Source organism: Streptomyces sp. NPDC046915, assembly GCF_040644935.1.
Taxonomy (GTDB): Bacteria; Actinomycetota; Actinomycetes; order Streptomycetales; family Streptomycetaceae; genus Streptomyces.
This window is the reverse complement of sequence record NZ_JBEYXB010000019.1, coordinates 17,415-37,064: the sequence shown is the minus strand read 5'-3', so window position 1 is coordinate 37,064 and position 19,650 is coordinate 17,415. Positions and strand designations below refer to the sequence as shown.

Annotated in this window: 16 protein-coding genes and 2 pseudogenes; 12 read left to right on the top strand and 6 right to left on the bottom strand. The window is 71.6% G+C overall.

Annotated features, from left to right (window positions below):
• Positions 1 to 68 precede the first annotated feature (68 nt).
• Positions 69 to 1,067, top strand: a complete 999-nt coding sequence (ilvC, locus tag ABZ915_RS36995; RefSeq protein WP_361812581.1) for a ketol-acid reductoisomerase — start codon at positions 69 to 71, stop codon at positions 1,065 to 1,067.
• 340 nt (positions 1,068 to 1,407) lie between these two features.
• The gene (serA, locus tag ABZ915_RS36990) at positions 1,408 to 2,997 is read left to right on the top strand and encodes a phosphoglycerate dehydrogenase (protein ID WP_361812579.1); all 1,590 of its coding nucleotides are present in this window, start codon (positions 1,408 to 1,410) and stop codon (positions 2,995 to 2,997) included.
• A gap of 81 nt (positions 2,998 to 3,078) precedes the next feature.
• Here the strand turns inward: serA and ABZ915_RS36985 are convergent, their stop codons facing one another.
• Positions 3,079 to 4,638, bottom strand: coding sequence for an MFS transporter (locus ABZ915_RS36985; RefSeq protein WP_361812577.1), 1,560 nt, complete (start codon positions 4,636 to 4,638; stop codon positions 3,079 to 3,081).
• 97 nt (positions 4,639 to 4,735) lie between these two features.
• Between ABZ915_RS36985 and ABZ915_RS36980 the strand changes: the two genes are divergently transcribed.
• Positions 4,736 to 5,314 (top strand): TetR/AcrR family transcriptional regulator, encoded by a 579-nt coding sequence (locus ABZ915_RS36980; RefSeq protein WP_361812575.1) that lies wholly within the window; start codon positions 4,736 to 4,738, stop codon positions 5,312 to 5,314.
• Between the two features lie 54 nt (positions 5,315 to 5,368).
• Here the strand turns inward: ABZ915_RS36980 and ABZ915_RS36975 are convergent, their stop codons facing one another.
• Positions 5,369 to 6,571 (bottom strand): MFS transporter, encoded by a 1,203-nt coding sequence (locus ABZ915_RS36975; RefSeq protein ID WP_361812573.1) that lies wholly within the window; start codon positions 6,569 to 6,571, stop codon positions 5,369 to 5,371.
• Positions 6,572 to 6,618: 47 nt separating this feature from the next.
• Here ABZ915_RS36975 and ABZ915_RS36970 point away from each other — a divergent pair, with 47 nt between their 5' ends.
• Positions 6,619 to 8,049 (top strand): PLP-dependent aminotransferase family protein, encoded by a 1,431-nt coding sequence (locus ABZ915_RS36970; RefSeq protein WP_361812571.1) that lies wholly within the window; start codon positions 6,619 to 6,621, stop codon positions 8,047 to 8,049.
• On the opposite strand, the gene ABZ915_RS36965 is transcribed toward ABZ915_RS36970, so the two are convergent.
• A complete protein-coding gene (locus ABZ915_RS36965; protein WP_361812569.1) occupies positions 8,046 to 9,239 on the bottom strand; it encodes a helix-turn-helix domain-containing protein in 1,194 nt (397 codons plus the stop codon). The genes ABZ915_RS36970 and ABZ915_RS36965 overlap by 4 nt on opposite strands.
• A 180-nt stretch (positions 9,240 to 9,419) precedes the next feature.
• Between ABZ915_RS36965 and ABZ915_RS36960 the strand changes: the two genes are divergently transcribed.
• The 3 genes from ABZ915_RS36960 (at position 9,420) to ABZ915_RS36950 (ending at position 13,028) form a co-directional block, all read left to right on the top strand.
• A complete protein-coding gene (locus tag ABZ915_RS36960) occupies positions 9,420 to 10,346 on the top strand; it encodes a proline dehydrogenase family protein (RefSeq protein WP_361812567.1) in 927 nt (308 codons plus the stop codon).
• A gap of 58 nt (positions 10,347 to 10,404) precedes the next feature.
• A complete protein-coding gene (gene pruA / locus ABZ915_RS36955) occupies positions 10,405 to 12,045 on the top strand; it encodes an L-glutamate gamma-semialdehyde dehydrogenase (RefSeq protein ID WP_361812565.1) in 1,641 nt (546 codons plus the stop codon).
• Positions 12,046 to 12,140: 95 nt separating this feature from the next.
• Positions 12,141 to 13,028, top strand: coding sequence for an alpha/beta hydrolase (locus ABZ915_RS36950; protein ID WP_361812563.1), 888 nt, complete (start codon positions 12,141 to 12,143; stop codon positions 13,026 to 13,028).
• On the opposite strand, the gene ABZ915_RS36945 is transcribed toward ABZ915_RS36950, so the two are convergent.
• Positions 13,018 to 13,896, bottom strand: coding sequence for an alpha/beta hydrolase (locus ABZ915_RS36945; RefSeq protein WP_361812561.1), 879 nt, complete (start codon positions 13,894 to 13,896; stop codon positions 13,018 to 13,020). The genes ABZ915_RS36950 and ABZ915_RS36945 overlap by 11 nt on opposite strands.
• A gap of 85 nt (positions 13,897 to 13,981) precedes the next feature.
• Between ABZ915_RS36945 and ABZ915_RS36940 the strand changes: the two genes are divergently transcribed.
• Entirely contained in the window at positions 13,982 to 14,521 is a 540-nt protein-coding gene (locus tag ABZ915_RS36940) for a GNAT family N-acetyltransferase (RefSeq protein WP_361812559.1), read from the top strand.
• A 7-nt stretch (positions 14,522 to 14,528) separates the two neighbouring features.
• On the opposite strand, the pseudogene ABZ915_RS36935 reads toward ABZ915_RS36940, so the two are convergent.
• Positions 14,529 to 14,714, bottom strand: a pseudogene (locus ABZ915_RS36935) (NADP-dependent oxidoreductase); the annotation flags it as partial.
• A 2-nt stretch (positions 14,715 to 14,716) separates the two neighbouring features.
• Here ABZ915_RS36935 and ABZ915_RS36930 point away from each other — a divergent pair.
• Both ABZ915_RS36930 and ABZ915_RS36925 read left to right on the top strand, forming a co-directional pair.
• Positions 14,717 to 15,016 (top strand): annotated as a pseudogene (locus tag ABZ915_RS36930) (LysR substrate-binding domain-containing protein); the annotation flags it as partial.
• A 224-nt stretch (positions 15,017 to 15,240) separates the two neighbouring features.
• Positions 15,241 to 15,372, top strand: coding sequence for a hypothetical protein (locus tag ABZ915_RS36925; RefSeq protein ID WP_294004210.1), 132 nt, complete (start codon positions 15,241 to 15,243; stop codon positions 15,370 to 15,372).
• 61 nt (positions 15,373 to 15,433) lie between these two features.
• On the opposite strand, the gene ABZ915_RS36920 is transcribed toward ABZ915_RS36925, so the two are convergent.
• Positions 15,434 to 16,996, bottom strand: coding sequence for a metallophosphoesterase family protein (locus tag ABZ915_RS36920; RefSeq protein WP_361812557.1), 1,563 nt, complete (start codon positions 16,994 to 16,996; stop codon positions 15,434 to 15,436).
• A gap of 167 nt (positions 16,997 to 17,163) precedes the next feature.
• Here ABZ915_RS36920 and ABZ915_RS36915 point away from each other — a divergent pair, with 167 nt between their 5' ends.
• Together ABZ915_RS36915 and ABZ915_RS36910 are read left to right on the top strand one after the other, a co-directional pair.
• Positions 17,164 to 18,207, top strand: coding sequence for a 3-isopropylmalate dehydrogenase (locus tag ABZ915_RS36915; RefSeq protein WP_361812555.1), 1,044 nt, complete (start codon positions 17,164 to 17,166; stop codon positions 18,205 to 18,207).
• Between the two features lie 254 nt (positions 18,208 to 18,461).
• A complete protein-coding gene (locus ABZ915_RS36910; RefSeq protein ID WP_361812553.1) occupies positions 18,462 to 19,571 on the top strand; it encodes a branched-chain amino acid aminotransferase in 1,110 nt (369 codons plus the stop codon).
• Positions 19,572 to 19,650: the final 79 nt, after the last annotated feature.

The window sequence follows — 19,650 nt, the reverse complement described above, 5'->3', positions numbered from 1 at the left end:
CGAGACCTCCCTTCCGCCCGCCGTCATACGGTGGGAGCAACACCTGCACACCAAGGAGAGAACCCAAAGTGGCCGAGCTGTTCTACGACGCTGACGCCGACCTGTCCATCATCCAGGGCCGCAAGGTCGCGGTCATCGGCTACGGCAGCCAGGGCCACGCCCACGCGCTGTCGCTGCGCGACTCGGGTGTCGACGTGCGGGTCGGTCTGCACGAGGGCTCCAAGTCCAAGGCCAAGGCCGAGGAGCAGGGGCTGCGCGTGGTGACGCCGTCCGAGGCCGCCGCCGAGGCCGACGTCATCATGATCCTGGTTCCGGACCCCATCCAGGGCCAGGTCTACGAGGAGCACATCGCCCCGAACCTGAACGACGGCGACGCCCTGTTCTTCGGTCACGGCTTCAACATCCGCTTCGGCTTCATCAAGCCCCCGGCCGGCGTGGACGTCTGCATGGTCGCCCCGAAGGGCCCGGGCCACCTGGTCCGCCGCCAGTACGAGGAGGGCCGCGGCGTTCCCTGCATCGCCGCCGTCGAGCAGGACGCCTCGGGCAACGCCTTCGCGCTCGCCCTGTCGTACGCCAAGGGCATCGGCGGCACCCGCGCCGGCGTCATCAAGACCACCTTCACCGAGGAGACCGAGACCGACCTGTTCGGTGAGCAGGCCGTCCTCTGCGGTGGCACCGCGGCGCTGGTCAAGGCGGGCTTCGAGACCCTGACCGAGGCCGGCTACCAGCCGGAGATCGCCTACTTCGAGTGCCTGCACGAGCTGAAGCTGATCGTGGACCTCATGTACGAGGGCGGCCTGGAGAAGATGCGCTGGTCCATCTCCGAGACCGCCGAGTGGGGCGACTACGTGACCGGCCCGCGCATCATCACCGACGCCACCAAGGCCGAGATGAAGCAGGTCCTCGCCGAGATCCAGGACGGTACGTTCGCCCAGCAGTGGATGGACGAGTACCACGGCGGCCTGAAGAAGTACAACGAGTACAAGCAGCAGGACTCCGAGCACCTGCTGGAGACCACCGGCAAGCAGCTCCGCAAGCTGATGAGCTGGGTGAACGAGGAGGCGTAGGCTTCCACGCAGGCCCCTAGGGGCCGGAGCGGACTGCTCCGGCCCCCTTGGCCTTTGGCTTGGCCAAACCGTCCTGCCACGGACGGGTGATCTCTCCGCAGAGGCGTAAGACACCTCCTGCCACGCCACTACACTGCTGCACAACACGCGTCAGGCCCACAGCGTCGTGCGTCTTCCGCGGCTAAGCGACCCCGAGAAATTTCCGGCACACCCCCACGCCGCCCGGCACGCACTATCGCCGACCGACGCGGGAGCGCACCGGAAATTCCCCGGCGCCGCTCCCCTCCACCGCCTGCGGCCGTCGGGACGGCCGTCCGCATTGGACTTGTGAGGACCTCACGTGAGCTCGAAACCCGTCGTACTCATCGCTGAAGAGCTTTCGCCCGCGACCGTCGACGCGCTCGGCCCGGACTTCGAGATCCGGCACTGCAACGGCGCCGACCGTGCCGAGCTGCTGCCCGCCATCGCCGACGTGGACGCGATCCTGATCCGCTCCGCCACCAAGGTCGACGCCGAGGCGGTCGCCGCCGCGAAGAAGCTGAAGGTCGTCGCGCGCGCCGGCGTCGGCCTGGACAACGTGGACGTCTCCGCCGCCACCAAGGCCGGCGTGATGGTCGTCAACGCCCCCACCTCGAACATCGTGACCGCCGCCGAGCTGGCCTGCGGTCTCCTCGTCGCCACCGCCCGCCACATCCCGCAGGCCAACGCCGCGCTCAAGAACGGCGAGTGGAAGCGCAGCAAGTACACGGGCGTGGAGCTCGCCGAGAAGACCCTCGGCGTCGTGGGCCTCGGCCGCATCGGCGCGCTCGTCGCGCAGCGCATGTCCGCCTTCGGGATGAAGGTCGTCGCCTACGACCCCTACATCCAGCCCGCCCGCGCCGCGCAGATGGGCGTCAAGGTGCTGTCGCTGGACGAGCTGCTCGAGGTCTCCGACTTCATCACCGTGCACCTGCCCAAGACGCCCGAGACGCTCGGCCTGATCGGCGAGGAGGCGCTGCGCAAGGTCAAGCCCTCGGTGCGGATTGTCAACGCCGCGCGCGGCGGCATCGTCGACGAGGAGGCGCTGTACTCCGCCCTCAAGGAGGGCCGCGTCGCCGGCGCCGGCCTGGACGTGTACGCGAAGGAGCCGTGCACCGACTCCCCGCTGTTCCAGTTCGACCAGGTGGTGTGCACCCCGCACCTGGGCGCGTCGACCGACGAGGCCCAGGAGAAGGCCGGCATCGCCGTCGCCCGGTCCGTGCGTCTCGCCCTCGCCGGTGAGCTGGTGCCGGACGCGGTCAACGTCCAGGGCGGTGTCATCGCCGAGGACGTCAAGCCGGGCCTGCCGCTCGCCGAGCGCCTCGGCCGGATCTTCACCGCGCTCGCGGGCGAGGTCGCGGTCCGCCTCGACGTCGAGGTGTACGGCGAGATCACCCAGCACGACGTGAAGGTGCTGGAGCTCTCCGCGCTCAAGGGCGTCTTCGAGGACGTCGTCGACGAGACCGTCTCGTACGTCAACGCCCCGCTGTTCGCCCAGGAGCGCGGTGTCGAGGTGCGCCTGACCACCAGCTCCGAGTCGACCGACCACCGCAACGTGGTCACCGTGCGCGGCACGCTCGCCGACGGCGAGGAGGTGTCGGTCTCCGGCACCCTGGCCGGCCCGAAGCACCTCCAGAAGATCGTCGCCGTCGGGGACTACGACGTCGACCTCGCGCTCGCCGAGCACATGGTCGTCCTGCGGTACGAGGACCGGCCGGGCGTCGTCGGCACCGTCGGCCGGATCCTCGGTGAGGCGGGCATCAACATCGCCGGTATGCAGGTCGCCCGCGCGGCGGCCGGCGGCGAGGCGCTGGCCGTGCTGACCGTCGACGACACGGTGGGCACCGGCGTGCTGGCCGAGGTCGCGGAGGAGATCGGTGCCACGTCGGCCCGTTCCGTGAACCTCGTCTGATCCGGTAGGACACAGCAGTACGAAAGCGCCGGTCGGGCTGGTGATCCAGCCCGACCGGCGCTTTCGCTTTCCGCCGTCTGCTCAGGCGGCCACCTTCTCCGGCTCCTCGGTCTTCGGAACCTCCCGCACGTGGATCCGCCGCAGCGTCGCGGCCGCTCCGACCGCGGACAGGGCCAGGACGGCCGCCCCGGCGATCGCCGCGCCGTGCATCCCGCTGGTGAAGGCCTCCCGGGCCGCCGTCGCCAGGGCGTCACCCGCACGTCCCGGCAGCTGCCCGGCGACCGCCAGCGCGCCGCCGAGGGTCTCGTGGGCCTCGGCCGGGGCCGAGGAGGGGATGTCGTGGCGGTAGATCGCCGTACCGATGGAGCCGAGCACCGCCATGCCCAGCGCGCCGCCGAACTCCTGGCCGGTCTCCAGCAGTGAGGCGGCCGAGCCCGCCCGCTCCACCGGGGCCGCGCCGATGGCCAGGTCGGTCATCTGCGACATCACCATGACGATGCCGGAGGCGAGGACGCCGCTCGCGGCCAGGACCAGCCAGAGCGAGTCCGTGCCGGTCAGGGCCAGCATCCCGTAGCCCGCCGCGGCGATCGCGAAGCCCGCGGTGACGACGTAGGCGCGGTTGACGCCCTTCTGGACCAGGGTGGTGGCCAGCGGGGCGGCCATGCCGATCGGCACGGAGGGCAGCAGCGCCCACAGGGCCGCCTCCATGGCGCTCTTGTCGAGCACCGACTGGAGGTACTGCGTGGTGAAGAACGCCGAGCCCATCATGCCGAACGCGGAGACGAGGTTCAGGGAGACGGCGGGGGCGAAGCCGTGGCCGCGGAACAGGGCCGGCGAGATCATCGGCGAGGCCGCGGTGCGCTGACGCAGGACGAACAGGACCGCGAAGACCAGACCGACGGTGATCGAGACGACGTACTGCGGGTGCCAGCCCTCGGAGGGGATCTCCTTCAGGCCGTAGATCACGGGGAGCACCGCCGCCATCGACAGCGGCACGCTGATCAGGTCGAAGCGGCCGGGCTCGGGGTCCTTCGACTCGGGGAGCAGGAACGGGCCGAGGACCAGCAGCAGAGCCATCGCGGGCAGGTTGACCAGGAAGACCGAGCCCCACCAGAAGTACTGGACCAGGATGCCGCTCAGCACCGAGCCGAGTGCGATGCCGCCCGTCATGACGCCGGACCAGATGCCGATCGCCTTCGCCCGCTGCCCGGGGTCGGTGAACATCGTGCGCAGCAGCGCCATCGTGGACGGCATGAGGGTGGCCCCGCCGATGCCGAGGACCGCGCGGGCCGCGATCAGGGTTTCGGCGCTGTTCGCGTACGCCGCCACCAGGGAGGCGGTCCCGAAGGCGGCCGCGCCGATCAGCAGCAGTTTGCGCCGGCCGATGCGGTCGCCCAGGGAGCCCATCGTCATCAGCAGGCCGGCCAGGACGAACGCGTAGATGTCGAAGATCCACAGCTGCTGTGTGCCGCTGGGCTTCAGATCCGCGCTGATCGCCGGGATGGCGAAGTAGAGGACCGAGACGTCCATCGAGACCAGGAGCAGCGGCAGCATCAGCACGCCGAGGGCGGTCCATTCGCGGCGTCCGGCGCGGGTGGGGGTCGGGGGTGTGGTCGCGGAGGTGCTCTTCGAGTTCGTCATGCCAACGAATGTACGCGCGTCTTAAACGCTTGTCTAGAACGAATGTATAAGTCATCCGTCTAGGACGTCCGTATGGATCGGCGGTAGGGTGGGCGGCATGGGACACCGTGAGGATCTGCTCGAAGGCGCCAAGCGCTGCCTGCTGGAAAAGGGCTTCGCGCGCACCACCGCGCGCGACATCGTCAAGGAGTCGGGGACCAACCTCGCCTCGATCGGCTACCACTACGGCTCGAAGGACGCGCTGCTCGCGCAGGCCTACATCTCGCTGGTGGAGGGCATGTCCGACGGCTTCGGCGCGGCCGGGGACGACGGGATCGACGGGGCCCCCGGCTCGCTGGAACGGTTCCGCGCCGTGTGGAAGAGCATCGTCGCCAGCATGCGGGAGCCCGGCTCGATGTGGCGGCTCAGCATGGAGGTCATGACCATCGAACTGCCCGAGGTCCGCGACACCTTGGCCCGTGCCCAGCGCGAGGGCGGCCGGGGCCTCGTCGCGCTGCTCATGGGCGTACCGGAGGAGGAGGTGTCCGACGAGATCGCGGACACCCTCGGACGCTTCTACCTCACCCTGATGACCGGCCTCATCGCACAGTGGACCTTCGACCCGAAGACCGCCCCCGACGCGGACGCCCTCACCGAGGGCCTCCGCCAGGTGATCGAGGGCGCGACCCGCTCCTAGGGGCCTGTCGCGAAAGCCCGTCGGGCGGACGGCGGGACTCGCGACGGGCCCTGGTCACGTGCGGGTACGCGCGTCCCGTACCGCCGGGGCCGTCGCGAGCAGCATCGTGGTGGCCGTCAGCGCGAACGCCCACGCGTACCCCGTGTGCGCGGCGAGCAGGCCGAAGCCCGCCGCGCCCACGCCCATCCCGCCGTCGTACGCGAGGTTCCACAGGGCGGTGACCGTGCCGTAGGAGGGCCGGGAGGTCCTCGCGTACATCAGCGTGAGCGTGGCGTTCTGCGTGACACCGAAGCCGACGCCGAACACCGCCGCCCCCGCCACGACGGCGACCGGATGCGCGGTCGGCACGATGAGCAGCATCCCCGCGGCCGACAGCAGCAGACCGGGCACCACGAACCGCGCGCTGCCGTGCCGGTCGCCGTACCGTCCCGTCACCCAGCGGGCCGCCGTCGAGGCCCCGGGCTGCACCACGAGCGCCACGGAGACCACCCAGCCGGACCCCGACGGAACGGCCAGCGGCAGGAACGTCACCAGAATGCCGGCGGCGAGGGCGGTGGTGGCGAACACCAGGGCGGGCCGCCGCAGGGCGGAGCCGCGCAGGGCGGCGGTCATCCCCAGGGGCCGGTCCGACGTGGGGGAGGCTCCGGCCGTCGGCCTCCCGTCCGGCAGCCCCGGCACCGACGCGATGGCGGCCAGCGCCGCCACCCCCGCCGCCACCGCGACCGGCCCGTAGCCCACGTGCCGGGCCAGCCAGAGCCCCAGCGGCAACGCCACCAGCGACGACGCGCCCCCGACCAGCCCGACCAGCGCCAGCCCCTCGCCCCGCCGCTCGGCCGGGATCAGCGAGGCCGTCAGGGCGCCGCCCGCGACGAGCGTCAGGGCGAAGCCCAGACCGCGCACCAGGCAGACGGCCACGATCCAGACCATGCCGTCGGAGACGGTCAGCACCAGCGCGGGCACGCCGAGCAGGAGCAGCCCCGCCGTCAGCGGCAGCCGGTTGCCCCAGCGGGCGACCAGCCGGGGGGAGACCAGTTCACCGAGGACCGTGGACAGCATCAGGGCACCCGTGGCGAGACCCGCGCCGCCCCCGCCGCCCGCCGCCTCGGCGTACGCCGGCACGGTCGACAGCAGCAGGAAGAAGCTGACCGAGGAGCCGACCATGCTCACGAAGCGCAGCAGCAGCGCCCGGGTCAGCAGCGGCGCTCGGGACCCTCCCGAAACGGGGGCGCGCACAGGGGAGTTCGCGGATGTCGTCATGGCGTCGACGCTAGGGTCCGACCGGCCCCCCGGTAAGCTCCAATTCCATGCCACCGCAGTGGGCCGGTCTGTCTCCCGAACTGCTTCTGACCGTCGACCGGGACGGCGGCGAACAGCTGCGTGCCCAACTGGAACGGCAGCTCCGCGACGCCATCCGCACGGGCCGCCTCCAAGCCGGCGAACGCCTGCCCTCCTCCCGTGAACTGGCCCGCGCCCTCAGCCTGTCCCGCGGACTGGTCCAGGACTGCTACGCCCAGCTCCGGGCCGAGGGCTACCTGGTCACCCACGTCGGCTCGGCCACCCGCGTGGCACCGTGCGCGCAGGTGCCACCGGAGCCCGCGGCCCCGCCCGCTCCGCCGCCCCGGCTGCTCGCCGACTTCCGGCACGGCGTCCCGGACCTGGCCTCCTTCCCGCTCACCGACTGGCTGTGGGCGACCAGGGAGGCGGCCCGCGCACTGCCGACGGCGGACCTCGACTACGGCGATCCCCGCGGCAGCCGGCACCTCCGCGAGGTCGTCGCCGCCTACCTGCGCCGGGTCAGGTCGGCCGCCGCCGACCCGGGCCGCACCGTCGTCTGCTCCGGCTACGCCCAGGGGCTGAGCCTGACCTTGCAGGCGCTGGCGCGCGCCGGCGCCCGTGCGGTCGCGTACGAGGACCCCGGCGCCCCCGGCACCGTGATCGCGGCGGCGACGGCGGCGGGCCTGGAGGCGCTGCCCGTCCCGGTCGACGCGCACGGCATCGACGTGACCGCGCTGGAGGCGACCGGGGCGGCGGCGGTGATCGTCACCCCGGCCCACCAGTGGCCGACGGGGGTGCTGCTGGCTCCGTCCCGGCGCATGGCCCTGATCGAGTGGGCGGCACGCCGGGACGCCTACGTCATCGAGGACGACTACGACGCCGAGTTCCGCTACGACCGCGAACCCGTCGGCTCGCTCCAGGGCCTCGCCGCCGACCGCGTGGTCGGCATCGGCACCGTCAGCAAGTCCCTCGCCCCCGCCCTGCGTATCGGCTGGCTGCTCTGCCCGCCCGCGCTGACCGCATCGCTCACCGAGCTGAAGCGGATCGCCGACCGCGGCACCCCGACCCTCGACCAGCTGGCCCTCGCCCGCCTGATCGAGTCCGGCCGCTACGACCGCCATCTGCGCCGCATGCGCACCCTCTACTCGGCCCGCTGCGAGACCCTGCGCGCCGCCCTCGCCCGGCACGCCCCCGACGTGCGGCTGACCGGCCTCGCGGCGGGCTTCCACGCGGTGGCCCACCTGCCGCACGGCGCCGACGAGCGGACGGTGATCGCCGCGGCCCGGTCCCGGTCCGTCGGCCTGTACGGCATGAGCGCCTGCCGCGCGTCCCAGGCCACCGACCCGCCCCAACTCGTCCTCGGCTTCGGCGACGTGCCGGAACGCGCCATCGCCGAGGGCATCGCGGCCGTGGGCGACCTGCTGGCCGCCGGCGGCCAGGTGTGCTGTCCGGACCCCTAGAGCCGCGCCCCCTTCAGCACCATGTGCAGCAGCAGCCGGTCCTCCCCGTCGTCGAGGTCCAGACCCGTCAGCTGCTCGACCCGGGACAGCCGGTAGTACAGGGTCTGGCGGTGGATGCCCAGTTCGGCGGCGGTGCGGGCGGCCTGGCCCGCGCAGTCGAGGTAGACCTCGGCGGTGCGGGCCAGCTCCCGGTGGGCGGGGGTGAGGAGCGGGGCTGTGACGGGATCGTGGGCGACCTCGGGCGGCAGCGAGGTCAGCAGCCGGTACGGGCCGATCTGCGCCCACTCGGCGACCGGCCCGAACCGGGGTTCGGCCAGCGCCGCACGGGCCGCCGCGGACGCCTCCTGCCAGGCGGCCCCCAGCTCGGCGAGCCCCAGCCGGGCGGCGGCGACCCCCGCGGCGACGGCCCCGCCCCCGCCGTCCGTCCGCTCCAGCAACCGCCCCGCCGCCGACACCGCCGGGGTCACGGCCTGCGTCGACCGCAGCCGCACCAGCAGCGCCAACGACTGCGCGGACAGGCCCCACGGCACCGTGCACAGCGCGGTCGCGCCCGGCAGCGTACGCACCGACGGCGCGTCGGCCGGGTCGGCGGACGGCCAGGGCGCCACGCACACCACCGTGTGCGGACCGTCCGCGCGGGAGCCCAGGGCGGTGCGCAACTCGGCCACCGCCATGTCCCGCGGCCAGCCCCGTTCGGCGGTGAGCACCGCCCGCAGTTCCCGGGTGAGGTCGGCGCCGTGCTGCGCCTCGTCCGCCAGCAGCGCCCCGATCCGGGCCGCGACCGCCATCGCCGCGGTCAGCTGCCGCTCGCTCGGGCCCGGGTCGTCGTCCAGCAGCCAGACGTATCCGAGGACGACACCGCGATGGCGTACGGGGAGACAGATGCGCCCCCGGTACACCCCCGCCTCCGGGGTCGGCGGGATGCGGACCGGACCGGTCGCCCGTGTGATGCCGAAGCCCTCGAACCACGTCCGGACCGCGGCCGTGGACCGCCGGGTCAGGATCGAGCGGGTGCGCACCGGGTCCAGCGCCGAGGCGTCCAGCTCGTCCTCGCTGTCGTAGGCGCCGAAGGCGATCAGCTCGAAGTCGCGGTTCTCCAGGGTCGCCGGAACGCCCAGCAGCTCCGAGATCTCGTCCACCAGCTCCTGGTAGTCGCCCACGTTCTTGAACGGCGGAGTATCGGCTGCCATCCGGGCATTCTGCCGCATATCCGCGCCGCTTCATACATCTGTCTGAGATCCGGTGAACGGATGCGTGACAGCTGTCGATGGCTGACCATCGGAGGGATCCTTAGATTTCACGGTGGTTCTCCGTGCCGTACCCGGATGGTCGGGCAGCGGCCCTCTTTGGTCCTGTTGTGGAGGTGCCCCGTGCTGGGTCCCGTGATTCTCGCCGCGTCGCGCAGCGACCGGATGCGACGCCTGATCTCGGCGGCCCCGGTGACGAAGCAGGTCGTCGACCGTTTCATCCCCGGCGAGACGGTGTCCGACATCGTCCCGATCATCGAGGAGCTCACCGCCAAGGGCCTGGAACTGACCATGGACGTGGTCGGCGAGGACATCACCACCCCCGAGCAGGCCGCCGCCGCCCGTGACGCCTACCTGGGGCTCGTCGAGCGGCTGGGGGAGCTGGAGCTCGGCGAGAAGGTCGAGATGTCCGTCAAGCTGTCGATGTTCGGCCAGGCGCTGGACGGCGGCCACGAGCTGGCCCTGACCAACGTCCGTCCGGTCGTCGAGGCCGCCGCCGCCATCGGTACGACCGTCACCCTGGACGCCGAGGACCACACGACCCTCGACTCGATGTTCGCCATCCACGAGGAGCTGCGGAAGGACTTCCCGCAGACCGGCTGCGTCATCCAGGCCTACCTCTTCCGCACCGAGGCCGACGCCCGCCGCCTCGCCGCGAGCGGCAGCCGGGTCCGCCTGGTCAAGGGCGCCTACAAGGAGCCCGCCGAGGTCGCCTACCAGCAGAAGCACGAGATCGACAAGGCGTACGTCCGGATCCTGAGGATCCTGATGGACGGCGAGGGGTACCCGATGGTGGGCTCCCACGACCCGCGCCTGATCACGATCGCCCAGGAACTCGCCCACCGTGCCGGGCGCAAACTGGACGAGTACGAATTCCAGATGCTCTACGGCATCCGCGGCGAGGAGCACCTGCGGCTGGCCGCCGAGGGCCACCGCATGCGCGTCTACACCGCCTACGGCACCGACTGGTACGGCTACTTCATGCGCCGCCTCGCGGAGAAGCCCGCCAACCTGCGCTTCTTCATGCGGTCGATGGTCAGCAAGGGCTGAGCCCACCCCCGCCCGCCCCCAAGCTCGCAACACCGCTCAGTAAGGAGTAACGGAACCAATGGACGCTGTGACCCAGGTCCCCACCCCCGTCAACGAGCCGGTGCACGGCTACGCCCCCGGCTCGCCCGAGCGTGCCCGGCTCGAGGCCAAGCTGAAGGAGCTGGCCGAGAACCCGGTCGACCTGCCCTGCACCATCGGCGGTGAGAAGCGGATGGGCGGCGGCGAGGCCTTCCAGGTCGTCCAGCCGCACAACCACAAGGCCGTGCTCGGCACCTACCGCAACGCCACCCAGCAGGACGCCAAGGATGCCGTCGACGCGGCCCTGGCCGCCGCGCCCGCCTGGCGCGCGATGTCCTTCGACGACCGCGCGGCGATCATCCTGCGCGCCGCCGAGCTGCTGGCCGGCCCCTGGCGCGAGACCATCGCGGCCTCCACCATGCTGGGCCAGTCGAAGACCGCCCAGCAGGCCGAGATCGACGCTCCGTGCGAGCTGATCGACTTCTGGCGCTTCAACGTCCACTACGCCCGCCAGATCCTGGCCGAGCAGCCCCCGGCCAACTCCCCGGGCGTCTGGAACCGCCTCGACCACCGTCCGCTCGAGGGCTTCGTCTACGCGATCACCCCGTTCAACTTCAGCGCCATCGCGGGCAACCTGCCCACCGCGCCCGCGCTGATGGGCAACGTCGTGGTGTGGAAGCCGTCCCCGACCCAGACCCACGCCGCCGTGCTGCTCATGAAGCTGCTGGAGGAGGCGGGCCTGCCCAAGGGCGTCATCAACCTCGTCACCGGCGACGGCATCGCGGTCTCCGAGGTCGCCCTGGAGCACCGGGATCTCGCCGGCATCCACTTCACCGGCTCGACGAAGACCTTCCAGTACCTGTGGAAGACGGTCGGCGCCAACATCGAGAAGTACCGCTCCTACCCGCGTCTGGTCGGCGAGACCGGCGGCAAGGACTTCGTCGTCGCCCACCCGAGCGCCGACCGCGCCGTCCTCAAGACCGCCCTGACCCGCGGTGCCTTCGAGTACCAGGGCCAGAAGTGCTCGGCGACCTCCCGGGCGTACCTCCCGGCCTCGATCTGGAACTCCGGCTTCAAGGAGGAGTTCGCCGCCGAGATCGACGGCATCGCCATGGGCGACGTCACCGACTTCTCGAACTTCATCGGCGCGGTCATCGACGAGCGCTCCTTCGCCAAGAACAAGGCGGCGATCGACCGCGCGACGGCCGACCCGAGCTGCACGATCGTCGCGGGCGGCAGCTACGACGACTCGGTCGGCTACTTCGTCCGCCCGACGGTCGTCGAGTGCACCGACCCGGAGAACGAGGTCTTCACCACCGAGTACTTCGGCCCGTTCCTCGCCGTGCACGTGTACGACGACAGCTCGGCCGAGAAGTACGACGAGATGCTCGCCCAGATGGAGTCGGTGTCCGACTACGCCCTGACCGGCTCGGTCATCGCGAACGACCGCGCGGCGGCCGCCCACACGATGGAGAAGCTGCGCTACGCGGCCGGCAACTTCTACATCAACGACAAGTCGACCGGCGCCGTCGTCGGCCAGCAGCCCTTCGGCGGCGGCCGGTCCTCCGGCACCAACGACAAGGCCGGCGCCCCGCAGAACCTGACGCGCTGGACCCTGACCCGCGCCATCAAGGAGACGCTGGTCGCGCCGACCGACTACACCTACCCGCACATGGGCTGACCGCCCTCGCGAGCACGGGCCGGGAAGCCTGCCACAAGCGTGGCTTCCCGGCCCGTTTCCATGCCCGTGCCGCGCGCCCCGGGCAGACTCCTCCCATGACATCGGCGCGGAGCCAGAGCCAGAGCCAGAGCGAGCCGGTCGAGACCGACGACGGCGTACGTCTGTGGGCGGCCCGCTCGGGCGGGCGCGGCGCGCCGCTGGTGCTGTGCCACGGCGGGCCGGGCCTGTGGGACATGTTCGAGGACGTCGCCGCACTCCTGGCGGACGTGACCCCGGTCGTCCGCTGGGACCAGCGCGGCTGCGGGCGCTCCCAGCGTTGCGCGGGGCCCTGGACGACCGAGCGGTTCGTGGCTGATCTGGACGCCGTACGACGGCACTTCGGGCTGGACCGGATGGCGCTGCTCGGCCACTCCTGGGGCGCGCAACTGGCGCTCAGCCATGCGCTGGCCCACCCGGAACGGGTGAGTGCGCTGGTCTATGTGAGCGGTACGGGCATCGGCCCCGACGCCGACTGGCACCCCGCCTTCGCGGCGAACTTCCGCGCCCGGCTCGGCGAGCGTCCCGAACGGCTCACCCGGTGGCAGGAGTTGACCGACCGCCCCGGGCGCACGGAGGCCGAGGACCGGGAGCGCGCGGTGCTCCAGTGGTCCATCGAGTTCGAGGACCGGGAACGCGCCCCGCACCACGCCGGCCGCATGGCCGACCCCTGGTTCGCGATCAACACCGACTGCAACGACGCCCTCGACGAGGAGCGGAAGCGGAGCTGTGGCACTCCCGAGCTGTTCACCGCCTGCGAGGCCCTGGACCTGCCCGTGACGATCATCGACGGCGCCCGGGACATCCGCCCCCGCACGGCCGTCGACTCCCTGGAGCGTGCCCTGCCCCGGGTGCGCCGGGTGGTCCTGCCGGAGGCCGGGCACCTGCCGTGGGTCGAGGATCCGAAGGGTTTCCGGGAGGCGCTCGGGCAGGCGCTCAGGCAGTGAGCAGGTGCCGGTCGAGGAAGTCGGTCATGAGCCGCGCGATCTGCGGCGCGTGCGTTTCCAGGGCGAAGTGGCCGGTGGGGAGCAGATGCACCTCCGCCTTCGGCAGGTCCCGCTGGAAGGCCAGCGCGCCAGCCGGCACGAAGATCTCGTCGTGCGCGCCCCACACCGCCAGCAGCGGGACCCCGCTGGTGCGGAAGTACTCCTGGAAGGCCGGGTACAGCGCGAAGTTGGCGCCATAGTCGGAGATCAGGTCGAGCTGGATCTCCGGCTGGCCGGGACGGGCCATCAGCGCGGTGTCGTGCTCGTACGCGTCCGGGCTGACCGCCGACGGGTCCGGCACGCCGTGCAGGTACTGCCATCTGATCCCGTCCGGGCCGCTGATCTCCCGCACGGGCGCCTCCGTCCCGGGCGTCCGCTCCTCGATCAGCGCCAGCACCGGCGCCCAGGCCTCCTTGCCGAGCCCCTCCTCGTACGCGTTGCCGTTCTGCGTGACGATCGCGGTCACCCGCTCGGGGTGGGCGAGGGCCAGGCGCAGGCCGATCGGCGAGCCGTAGTCCTGGATGTAGAGGGCGAACTCCGTCAGCCCCAGCTGCTCGGTGAACTCCTGGGTGACGGCGGCCAGTTCGTCGAAGGTGTAGGGGAACTCCGAGGCCGCGGGCGCCGACGACCGGCCGAAGCCGATGTGGTCCGGAGCGATCACCCGGTAGCGGCCGGCGAGCAGCGGGATCAGCTCGCGGAACATGTGCGAGCTGGTCGGGAAGCCGTGCAGGAGCAGCAGGACCGGGGCGCCGACGGGCCCCGCCTCCCGGTAGTACACGTCGAGGCCGCGCACGGTGGCGGTGCGGTGGTGGGTCCGGTGTGTGGTCATGGCGTCAGTGCACCACGGCCGTATCTAACCGGTCAAGCGAAAATAGAAGGTTAGATTGGAGGGCGGGTGATGAATACTGGACTCCATGACCACCCGCCTCCGCACCGCCCACACCGCCGACCTCGACCCCGCCGAACTCCGGGCCGCCCGCGCCCTCCTCCACGACGCCTTCGACGGCGACTTCTCCGACGAGGACTGGGAGCACGGACTCGGCGGCATGCACGCCCTCGTGCACGACGACACCGGGCTCGCCGCACACGGCTCGGTGGTCATGCGCCGCGCCCGGCATCGGGGCCGCTGGCTGCGCGTCGGGTACGTCGAGGCCGTCGCGGTACGCCCGGACGCGCGCCGCACCGGACTGGGCGGGCGGGTGATGGGCGCCCTGGAGCGGATCGTCGACCGGGCGTACGACCTCGGCGCGCTCTCCGCGAGCGAGGACGGCGCCCCCCTCTACACGGCACGCGGCTGGCAGCTGTGGACCGGCCGGATCCACGCCCTCTCCCCGGACGGGATCGTCCGCCTACCCGACGAGGAGGACACCACCTATCTGCGCCCCGCACTCGCCGGCCCGCCCGACCCCGCGCACGAACTGCTCTTCGACTGGCGGGACGGGGACGTCATGTGAGAGGCCGTCAGGCCCCGGCCGCCCGCACCAGGATCTTCCCCGTGTTCCCGCCCCGCAGCATCCGCAGGAACGCCTCCACGATCCGCTCGAACCCGTCCACCACCGTCTCGTCCGCCACGAGGGCCCCGCTGCGCAGATGCGGTACGGCGAACTCGTACAACTCCTCCTGCACATCGGCGTAGTCACGCACCAGGCACGCGCGCGTGGTGGGCGGCCCAGGACTGGATCCCGGCCGCGACCGTGCGCGCCGAGGACGACGGGGCGGTGCTGTCCATGGTGGGCAGCGGCCTCGGCATGGCGATCATGCCCGCGCTGTCCCTCACCGCCGCCCCGCCCACGGTCGAGATCACCGACCTCGGGCCCGGCCGCCCGACCCGCTCCGTCGGCTACGTCACCACCCCGGAATCGGCCACGACGGCAGCCGTGCGGGCCCTCGTCAGGGAGCTGCGTTCACTCCATCCGCGCACGAGGAAACCGCAGGTCACAGCGGTGTGACCCGGTTCGCCGTCTCAGATAGTAGGAAGTCCGACTAATTGTAGAGACAGAAGCGCGGCACTCCCTTACTTTTGTAGGAGCCGAACGTCTCGCTCGACCAAGCGAATGGCGGTCGTGAGCCGGGCCCCGTGCAGGCAACCCCTGCGGCACCGCTCCCCGCCCCATCCGGCGTCTCGTAACCCCTTGTCTCTCCGCACCCCCGTGTGCCGAAGGAGTCGATTTCCATGGCCGAGACGACCGTCCGCCGCCGAGTCCGCCACGTGTCCCGCACGAGCGATTCCGACCGCAAGAACGCCGCCGCCGCCCTCCAGCGCGCCCTCGACCGCCGCGACAACGGCGGCGAGACCGGCCACTGAGCCGGCCGGCCGCCGCACCCCACGAACCGGGAGCCGCACCCGTTCGAGGTGCGGCGCGGCCTCACCCGCCGCGTCGCACCTCGAAGTGGTCCACCCGCTTGCCGTCCTGCGCCAGCGCCGACACCTTCAGCCGCGGTGACGCGCCCGCCCGCGCCTCGACCGACAGCAGCGAGAAGCCGGTGTACCGCACCCGGGACCACTCCACCGCCTCCGCCTGCGGGTTCTTCCCCTTGGTCCAGTAGAAGGTCTTCACCGCGTCGTGCCGGGTGACATGGCCCTCGTAGCTGTCCTTCACGCCCGACGGGAACGAGTAGAGGTTCCGGCCGCCGCCGCCCGCGGTGACGTACACGATCCCGTCCCGCGTGGGGTCCGTGGACCCGCCGATCGGCACCGCCCTGGCGACCCGCCCGTTCTTGATGGCGTCCGTCCGCTCGTACACGTGGTTGTGCCCGTTGATCACCAGGTCGACCTTGTGCTTGGCGAACAGTGGCAGCCACTCCTTGCGGATGCCGCCGTCGGAGGCGTGCTGCGAGGTCGAGTAGGCGCAGTGGTGGAAGAACACCACCAGGAAGTCGACGCCCTTCGCCGCCCGCAGCTCACCGAGCCTGCTGTCCAGCCATCTGGTCTGCCGGCCGCCGGTGTAGCCGAAGTTGGCGGGGATCTCGTACGACACGTCGTTGGCGTCCAGGGCCACGAAGCCGACGTTGCCGTACGTGAACGCGTACACGCCCGGCGCCGTGTGCGGGTCGAAGCCGCTGTCCGGGAGGGAGAAGCGGGCCAGCTGGCCGCCGTAGCCGTCCGGTGAGTACCAGGCCTCCATGTCGTGGTTGCCGGTGGTCACCATCCACGGCACCGACTTCGCCACCGGCTCGGTCTGCTTCAGGAACATGTCCCAGAACGTGGGGTCGTAGCCGTCCGTCTTCGAACCGGCCCCGTTGACGTCCGCGTAGCAGATGTCGCCCGCGTGCAGATGGAAGGCGGGCTTCAGCCGCAGCAGCAGATGGTCGTTGCCGTTCGCGGCGGTGCCGACGCCCTGGTCGCCGAAGGCGGTGAACACGAAGCTCTCCGGACTCGCGGGCGCGGTCCGGAAGGAGGCGATGGTCGAGCGGTGGGCGGGGGAGGTGGGGTCCCAGCCGTCGTGCCCGACGCCGTAGTAGTACGTCGTGCCGGGCTTCAGGCCGTCCAGGGCCGCGTGCACGTAGTACTGTTCGACCGTCGGCCGCACCCCCTGCACCCCGGCCGTGTGCAGATGGCGCACCTCGGCCTCGATCCGGCGGCCCAGGTCGTCCGGCCGCAGGCCGACGCGCACGTACGGCTTCTTCACCGGGAACGGCACCTGCCAGGAGATCCGCATCCGGGTCCTCGGGTCGGCGCCGAAGGCCAGATGGCGGCCGAACGGGGTGACGACCGAACCGGACACGCGGGAGGCGGTGGGGGCGGGCGCGCCGGACGTGCGGGACGGCGTCCCGGTGCCCCCGCAGCCGGTCAGCAGCCCGCCCGCCACCGCGCCCGCCGTCACCAGCGTGCGGCGCCGGGTGAGCCGGGTGCGCAGGTACTCGTACTGCTCGGCCATGCTCATCCGCTCCGCGAGCCGCCGCGGAATGCCGAAGTCGGGGGTCTCCATGCCGTCAGAAGTTCCCAGCGAATCCCAACGCCGGGCCCACATACGGGTGAACGGCGGCCAACAGGATGACGCCGACCCCCCACCCGGGTGCCTCCACCCCTGCCCGATGCCGTCCGTATGGCGGACAGTCCATGTCATCCCATGGGACGAGGAGTAGGGTTCCCGGCATGTCTCGCAGCATCGATCTCGCAGTGATCCCCGGTGACGGCATCGGCCAGGAAGTCGTGGCCGAAGGCCTCAAGGTCCTCTCCGCCGTCCTTCCCGAGGACGTGAAGCTGGAGACCAAGGAGTACGACTTCGGTGCCAGGCGCTACCACGCCACCGGTGAGACCCTCACCGACGCCGACCTCGACGCCCTCGGGCAGCACGACGCCATCCTGCTCGGCGCGATCGGCGACCCGTCCGTGCCGTCCGGCGTCCTGGAGCGGGGCTTCCTGCTCAAGCTCCGCTTCGCCTTCGACCACCACGTCAACCTGCGCCCCTCGAAGCTCCTGCCGGGTGTCGCCACCCCGCTCGCCGGCGAGCCGCAGATCGACTTCGTCGTGGTCCGCGAGGGCACCGAGGGCCCGTACACCGGCAACGGCGGCACCATCCGCAAGGGCACCGAGCACGAGGTCGCCACCGAGGTCTCCGTGAACACGGCCTTCGGTGTCGAGCGGGTCGTCCGCGACGCCTTCGCCCGCGCCCAGGTCCGCCCGCGCAAGAAGCTCGCGCTGATCCACAAGAACAACGTGCTGACCTTCGCCGGTCACCTGTGGACCAACATCTTCAACAAGGTGGCCACGGAGTTCCCCGAGGTCACCACCGAGTACATGCACGTCGACGCGGCCACCATCTACCTGGTCACCCAGCCCGAGCGCTTCGACGTCATCGTCACCGACAACCTCTTCGGCGACATCATCACCGACCTCGCCGCGGCCGTCTCCGGCGGCATCGGTGTGGCCGCCTCCGGCAACATCAACCCCGGCCGCGAGTTCCCGTCCATGTTCGAGCCCGTCCACGGCTCGGCCCCGGACATCGCCGGCCAGGGCAAGGCCGACCCCACCGCCACGGTCCTGTCCGTCGCCCTGCTGCTGCGCCACCTCGGCTACGAGGCCGAGGCGACCCGGATCGAGGAGGCGGTCTCCGCCGACCTCGGCGAGCGCGGCCGGCTGCCCGCCCGCTCCACCTCCGAGATCGGCGACGCGCTCGCCGTACGAGTAGCCGGCTGACCCGCCGCGCCATTTCGAACCTCTCGAAGCCGCCGGGTCGCATCAGCGCCCGGCGGCTTCCCCCATGTCCCCGCCGGGTGCCACCATCAACCCCGGGGCCGCATTCACCCCGATTCCTTCCATCGCAGCTCCCCACGCGATAATCGAACGCGGAGCCGCGGTACGAAGGAATGCTCGGACGTCCTAGCACTGGCCGGAAGGCCGTACGGGCGTGAGCGCGGCCCGTCACTACAACCGGTGAAGGACAAGCACCCATGACGACGCCCACGATCGAGCTCAAGCCGTCCGCCCATCCGCTCCCCGCCGCCGAGCGGGAGGCGATCCTGACGAACCCCGGATTCGGACGCCACTTCACCGACCACATGGTGACGATCAAGTGGACCGAGGGCCGGGGCTGGCACGACGGCCAGCTCGTTCCGTACGCGCCGATTCCGCTCGACCCGGCCACCAACGTGCTGCACTACGCCCAGGAGATCTTCGAGGGGCTCAAGGCCTACCGCGGCCCCGACGGCTCCGTCGCCACCTTCCGCCCGGACCAGAACGCCAAGCGCTTCCAGCGTTCCGCCAGGCGCCTGGCCATGCCCGAGCTGCCCGTCGAGACCTTCATCGAGGCCTGTGACGCGCTGGTCCAGCAGGACAAGGGCTGGGTGCCCGCCCACGGTGGCGAGGAGTCCCTCTACCTGCGCCCCTTCATGATCGCGACCGAGGTCGGCCTGGGTGTGAAGCCCGCCAACGAATACCTGTTCCTCGTGATCGCCTCCCCGGCCGGCGCCTACTTCCCGGGCGGCGTCAAGCCCGTCTCCATCTGGGTCTCCGAGGACCGCGTCCGCGCCGTCCCCGGCGGCATGGGCGACGCAAAGACCGGCGGCAACTACGCCGCCTCCCTGCTCGCCCAGGCCGAGGCCGCCGCCCACGGCTGCGACCAGGTCTGCTACCTCGACGCCGTGCAGCACCAGTGGGTGGAGGAGCTCGGCGGCATGAACCTCTACTTCGTGTACGGCGCTGCATCCAATGAAAAGCCGGTGATCGTCACCCCGACGCTGACCGGCTCCATCCTCGAAGGCGTCACCCGCGACTCCCTCCTCACCGTCGCCCGCGACCTCGGTTACGAGGCCGAGGAGGGCCGCGTCTCCGTCGAGCAGTGGCAGCGCGACGCCGAGAACGGCACCCTCACCGAGGTCTTCGCCTGCGGCACCGCCGCCGTCATCACCCCCGTCGGCAAGGTCAGGCGCAGCACCGGTGCCGAGTGGAAGCAGTCGGGCGGCGAGCCCGGCGAGGTCACCGTGAAGCTCCGCCAGGCCCTGCTGGACGTCCAGCGCGGCATCACGGAGGACACGCACGGCTGGATGCACAAGCTCGGCTAGCCGCCGTCCGCCTTCGTCAGGGCCGCCCCGGACTCCTCGTCCGCGGCGGCCCTGACGTGTTCGGGGACACCGCGGCCCC

Bases quoted from the DNA above. Each gene is read 5' to 3' on its own strand.
- ABZ915_RS36985 (WP_361812577.1), bottom strand. From the start codon at position 4,638: ATGACGAACTCGAAGAGCACCTCCGCGACCACACCCCCGACCCCCACC.
- ABZ915_RS36980 (WP_361812575.1), top strand. From the start codon at position 4,736: ATGGGACACCGTGAGGATCTGCTCGAAGGCGCCAAGCGCTGCCTGCTG.
- ABZ915_RS36975 (WP_361812573.1), bottom strand. From the start codon at position 6,571: ATGACGACATCCGCGAACTCCCCTGTGCGCGCCCCCGTTTCGGGAGGG.
- ABZ915_RS36970 (WP_361812571.1), top strand. From the start codon at position 6,619: ATGCCACCGCAGTGGGCCGGTCTGTCTCCCGAACTGCTTCTGACCGTC.
- ABZ915_RS36965 (WP_361812569.1), bottom strand. From the start codon at position 9,239: ATGGCAGCCGATACTCCGCCGTTCAAGAACGTGGGCGACTACCAGGAG.
- pruA (WP_361812565.1), top strand. From the start codon at position 10,405: ATGGACGCTGTGACCCAGGTCCCCACCCCCGTCAACGAGCCGGTGCAC.
- ABZ915_RS36950 (WP_361812563.1), top strand. From the start codon at position 12,141: ATGACATCGGCGCGGAGCCAGAGCCAGAGCCAGAGCGAGCCGGTCGAG.
- ABZ915_RS36945 (WP_361812561.1), bottom strand. From the start codon at position 13,896: ATGACCACACACCGGACCCACCACCGCACCGCCACCGTGCGCGGCCTC.
- ABZ915_RS36940 (WP_361812559.1), top strand. From the start codon at position 13,982: ATGACCACCCGCCTCCGCACCGCCCACACCGCCGACCTCGACCCCGCC.
- ABZ915_RS36925 (WP_294004210.1), top strand. From the start codon at position 15,241: ATGGCCGAGACGACCGTCCGCCGCCGAGTCCGCCACGTGTCCCGCACG.
- ABZ915_RS36920 (WP_361812557.1), bottom strand. From the start codon at position 16,996: ATGGAGACCCCCGACTTCGGCATTCCGCGGCGGCTCGCGGAGCGGATG.
- ABZ915_RS36915 (WP_361812555.1), top strand. From the start codon at position 17,164: ATGTCTCGCAGCATCGATCTCGCAGTGATCCCCGGTGACGGCATCGGC.
- ABZ915_RS36910 (WP_361812553.1), top strand. From the start codon at position 18,462: ATGACGACGCCCACGATCGAGCTCAAGCCGTCCGCCCATCCGCTCCCC.